Source organism: Mesorhizobium sp. M7A.F.Ca.CA.002.05.1.1 (assembly GCF_003998335.1).
Classification (GTDB): Bacteria; Pseudomonadota; Alphaproteobacteria; order Rhizobiales; family Rhizobiaceae; genus Mesorhizobium.
Genome location: NZ_RZQI01000455.1, coordinates 1 through 4751 on the forward strand (window position 1 = coordinate 1; position 4751 = coordinate 4751).

Sequence of the window (4751 nt, forward strand, 5' to 3'; positions counted from 1 at the left end):
GCTCGGCGTCGGCGCGGTGATCCTCGGCGGCGGCGCCTTTACCGGCGGCGTCGTCTCGCCGGTCGGCACGGTGGTCGGCGCTCTGACGCTGTCGCTCGCGGGCTCGCTTTTGTCTTTCCTGCAGGTGCCGCCGACGTGGCAGATCGGCGCCCAGGGCGTCATCCTGTTTCTCGTGCTGGCCGGGCGCGTGCTTTTGTCGGAGCGGACGCGATGACCCGGAGATTGAGCCTCGCGCCGTGGACCTACGGCTTCATCGTGGCGCTCGCAATGTGGCTGGCGACGACAGCCTATTCGGGCATCGGCAGTGCCGGCGCCACGTTGTCGGGCGCGCTCGCCTTCGGTGCCTTCAGCGTGGTGGTGGGAACCGGGCAGATGTTCGTGGTCGCTTCCGGGCCGGGCAATATCGACCTGTCCGTGCCATCCGTGCTGACGCTGGCCGCCTATGTGTCGATGACGGTGATGCAAGGGTCCGACGGCATGCTGCTGCCTGGCCTGCTTGCAGCACTTGCCGTCGGCGCTGTCGCTGGTGCCGCGAACTTCCTTGCCATCGTCGCGCTCAGGCTGCCGCCGATCATCGCGACGCTCGCCTGGAGCTTCGTCTTCCAGTCGCTTGCCTTCAATCTCGGCGGCCAGGCGACGCTGAAGCCGCCGGCAGGCCTTTCCCGGTTCACCTCGATGAGCCTTGGCGGTGTGCAATTCATGCCGATCGCGGTGATGCTGCTGACGCTGGCCGCCATGATCGCTCTCAAACGCACGGTCTGGGGCCGGCAAGTGCTGGCCACCGGCCAGAGCGAACCGGCGGCGCGGCTTGCCGGCATCAACGTCGCACGGGTGCGGTTGATTGCCTATATGCTGTGCGGCACGGCGGCGGCGCTCGCCGGCTTCCTGCTTGCCGGCTTCAGCGGCGGGGCAGCACTCAACATGGGTGACGCCTATCTGATGGAATCGATCGCCGTGGTGGTGCTTGGCGGCACCAGCGTCGCTGGTGGGCAGGCCAACGCGGTAGGCATATGGGGGGCTGCGTTGTTCTTCAACCTGATGTCTACCATGCTCAACACCTTTGGCATCCAGGCAGGCGTGCGCTTCCTTTTGACCGGCGTGCTGATCATCCTGATCGTCGTTCTCGTGCCGAGGCCTCGCGTCAGATGACATCCGCCACTGACACGCTCGCCAAGCTGTTCGAAACAGAGGCGGTTTCCTTCGTCGATTTGACGCATCCGATGAAGCCCGGCATGCCGGTGTGGCCGACGCACCCGCATTACTGCCAGGAGATGGTGGAATCCTATGACCGCGGCGACGTCGCCTGCAACCATGCGTTGGCCATGAGCGAGCACACCGGCACGCATTTCGACGCGCCGGTCCATTTCATCCGCGGCGGTGCTGCCATCTCCGGCATTCCGGTCGAGCGTTTCTTCGGCCGCATGGTGACGATCGATGCGCGTGGCTGTCAGCCCCGGCAGGCGGTCGAGCCGGATTCTATCTTTGCTTTCGAGGCCGAACATGGCCGCATACGGCAGGGCGACGCCGTGTTCTTCCATTTCGGCTGGGACCGGCTCTGGGACGATCCGGCTGCGTTTCTCGCCGACTGGCCAGGACTGTCGCCGCAAGCAAGCGAATTGCTGGTCGAGCGCGGTGCGCGCATCGTCGGCTCGGACTGCCTGTCGATCGATTGTTTCGGCAGCGAGGATTTCCCGGCGCACAATACGTTGCTTTCAGCAGGCATCCTGATCGGCGAGAATTTCGCACGGCTTGGTGACTTGCCGCCTTGGTGCTTCCTGATCAGCTTGCCGCTGGCGATCGAAGGCGGTAGCGGATCACCGCTGCGCGCCGTCGCGCTGGTCGAGGGCTAATTCCGGCTTACGAGAAGTCCAGCTGAACCTTGAGCGTTCGCTCCGGTTCCTTCTCGATCAAGTTGAAGGCTGCGCGTGCATCGGCCGCCGCGAACACCTGCGTGATCATGCCTTGCGGATCGAGCCGCTTGTCGGCCAGCCATTCGACGACGCGCGGCAACAGCCGGCGGTTCAGGCGCGAGCCGACGATGGTCAGTTCCTTGCGCACCACTTCCTGCTGGCTGAGGTTGGATGGGGCGTCCGAAAAGCCGAGCAGGCCGATGCGGCCCGCCGGGCTGGCCAGCCGGCAAGCCTCGTCGAGAAGTGCGGGAATGCCGGCGCCGTCAATGACCAGCGTCGGGCCAAGACCGTCATTTTCACCGCGCACCGCGGCCGGCACGGGATCGCGCACAGAGTGGATCACCCTGTCGGCACCGAAGCGGAGCGCTCGCTCCAGGCGGGCTTCGTCGATATCGGCAACGATGCACCGTGCGCCCTTGAGTTTGGCGACCTGCAGGACAGTGACGCCGACCGTGCCGGCGCCATAGATCAGCGCTGTGTCCTCGGGTCCGCAACCGGTACGATCGAGCACATTGGCGGCGATGGAAAACGGCTCGGCCAGTGCCGCCAGCCCAAACGGCATATCCCTTGGAACCGGTATGACATTTGCCGCCGGCACCGCGACGAAGGCGCGAAAACCGCCGTCGCGGTGAACGCCCATCACTTCGAGGTTGGCGCAGACATTGGAGCGGCCGACCCGGCAGGGATAGCAGTGGCCGCACGACACCACGGGATCGACCACCACACGGTCTCCCGTCGCAATGCCGGTCACATTGCGTCCGAGCGCTGTTACGCTGCCGGCGAATTCATGGCCGATGATACGTGGATAGACGGCGAACGGATTGGAGCCATGCAGGATGTGAATGTCGGAGCCGCAGATGCCGGCACGGCTGACATGAACGACGACTTCGCCTGCCCCGGGCTGGGGTATCGTGCCCTGCCGGACTTCCAGCGACTGCGGCGCGCGAACGAGAACTTCAAGCATGGCCTCACCACTTGTATACTAGTCGACAAGTGGCTCAATCTCGCTGCTTCGTCAAGCGCTCATGGCGGCTGTTAGACAGCCTCTTACCTGACACGTTGCGACACGAAATCGGAACTGGCGTTCACTGAAACGCAAATGCCCTGGCGTCCGCAGTTTGGACGCTCAATGCGCTGTCTTGCCGGTCTCCTCTCGAAGGGGCGGGCAGTCAAAATTTGTTGACTTCCATCAAGGAGGAAATGACTACCGCTTGCCTATCCGTCGGACCATAAGACAGGCTGTGCGATCGGGGCCTCGGCCGGCTTGCCGCACGGAAGGCGACCTTGCCTTTGAACGCGGACGCGCCATCTGGAATGGGGCAGCCGCCTGCATGACGGAATGGCAACAGCATTGGAACAGCCTCAATTTGCCACCGAGCGCGATCCGAGGCTGAGACTGATTATTCCAATCATCGTCGCCATCGCCTTTCTGATGGAGCAGCTCGATTCCACCATCATCACCACCGCGATCCCTGCCATCGCGCGCAGCCTCGACACGACGCCGGTCAGGCTGAACCTGGCGATCACCACCTACATCCTGACGCTGGCCGTATTCATTCCCGTCAGCGGCTGGTTCGCCGACAGGTTCGGCGCACGAAAAGTGTTCGCGCTCGCGCTTTTCACCTTCACCCTCGGCTCGGCGCTGTGCGGCATGGCCAACAGTTTCGGCATGCTTTTGGCGATGCGCGCCCTGCAGGGGCTGGGCGGCGCCATGATGACGCCGGTCGGGCGGCTGATCCTGCTGCGCAGCTTTCCGCGCAGCGGGTTGATCACCGCCATGACCTACATGACCTTGCCCGCCATCATGGGGCCTGTGATCGGGCCGCTGCTCGGCGGCCTGTTGACCACCTATGCATCGTGGCGCTGGATATTCTATGTCAACGTGCCTTTCGGTTGTCTCGGCATTCTGGCGGCGCTGCGCTTCGTCGACGATTTCCGCGAGGAGGCGGTGCAGCGCTTCGACTTCGCCGGGTTCCTGATGGTGGGATGCGGAGTCGCGCTGCTGCAGTTCGGACTGGAAAGCATCGGTAGGCCGATCATCTCCGTTTCGGCGACAGCGTTGGTGTTGGCCGCGGCGATCCTGCTGCTGCTCGCCTTCGGGCGCTATGCGCGCCGCGTCGTTGCACCGGCAGTCGATCTGACACTGTTTCGATTTCGCTCGTTCTGGGTCGGTACGCTCGCAGGCGGCCTGTGCCGCGTTGGCCTCAACGGCGTGCCTTTCCTGTTGCCGCTGATGCTGCAGGTCGGCTTTGGCATGAGCCCGGTCACCTCGGGCTCGCTGACATTCGTCGGCAGCTTCGGCGCCTTGCTCATTCGGCCGCTGCTGTCGCCGCTGTTGCGGCGCTTTGGCTTCAATGTCGTGCTCATCGGCAGCGCGGTGGTCGGCTCCGCCGCTGTCGGGGGCTTCGCCTTGATCGAAGCCGATACGCCGCACTGGATGATCGGCCTTTACGTCTTTGTCTTCGGGGTCATCCGGTCGGCGCAGTTCATGACCTCCAACACGCTGTCCTATGCCGACCTGCCGGACGACAAGCTCAGCCGCGCCACCAGTCTCGGCGGCGTCCTGCAGCAACTCAGCGTTTCCCTGGGCGTTTCGATCGCCGCCATGGTGCTGGGCCTTGTCGCAGGAGAAACCCGCATCGTGACAGCGGAACGCTTCCACCAGGTGTTCCTGCTGACCGCGGTCATCCCGCTGCTGTCCGTCCCCGGCTTCCTGTACCTGCGTGCCGAGGACGGCGTGCAGGTCAGCGGCCATGTTCGACCACGAAATTCTCGTTGACGCCGCGCCTTCGGCTGTCCTGGAGACATCGAGCCCGCCTGTCTGCCTGGCTGCCACCAATC

At 64.3% G+C, this 4751-nt stretch carries 4 protein-coding genes and 1 pseudogene; 4 read left to right on the top strand and 1 reads right to left on the bottom strand.

From position 1 onward, the window contains the following. The 3 genes and pseudogenes from EN939_RS21350 to EN939_RS21360 all read left to right on the top strand — a co-directional run. Positions 1 to 214 (top strand): annotated as a pseudogene (locus EN939_RS21350) (ABC transporter permease); the annotation flags it as partial. Beyond that, positions 211 to 1149, top strand: a complete 939-nt coding sequence (locus EN939_RS21355; protein ID WP_127269554.1) for an ABC transporter permease — start codon at positions 211 to 213, stop codon at positions 1147 to 1149. The pseudogene EN939_RS21350 and the gene EN939_RS21355, both read left to right, overlap by 4 nt. Beyond that, positions 1146 to 1850: a cyclase family protein gene (locus tag EN939_RS21360; RefSeq protein ID WP_164748650.1), complete on the top strand. Its 705-nt coding sequence runs from the start codon at positions 1146 to 1148 to the stop codon at positions 1848 to 1850. Before EN939_RS21355 ends, EN939_RS21360 begins: the two co-directional genes overlap by 4 nt. A 7-nt stretch (positions 1851 to 1857) precedes the next feature. Here EN939_RS21360 and EN939_RS21365 read toward each other — a convergent pair whose 3' ends face one another. Beyond that, positions 1858 to 2874, bottom strand: a complete 1017-nt coding sequence (locus EN939_RS21365; RefSeq protein WP_127269556.1) for a Zn-dependent oxidoreductase — start codon at positions 2872 to 2874, stop codon at positions 1858 to 1860. A gap of 375 nt (positions 2875 to 3249) precedes the next feature. On the opposite strand from EN939_RS21365, the gene EN939_RS21370 reads away from it, so the two are divergent. Beyond that, positions 3250 to 4689: a DHA2 family efflux MFS transporter permease subunit gene (locus tag EN939_RS21370; protein WP_127269557.1), complete on the top strand. Its 1440-nt coding sequence runs from the start codon at positions 3250 to 3252 to the stop codon at positions 4687 to 4689. The last annotated feature ends 62 nt before the right edge of the window (positions 4690 to 4751 follow it).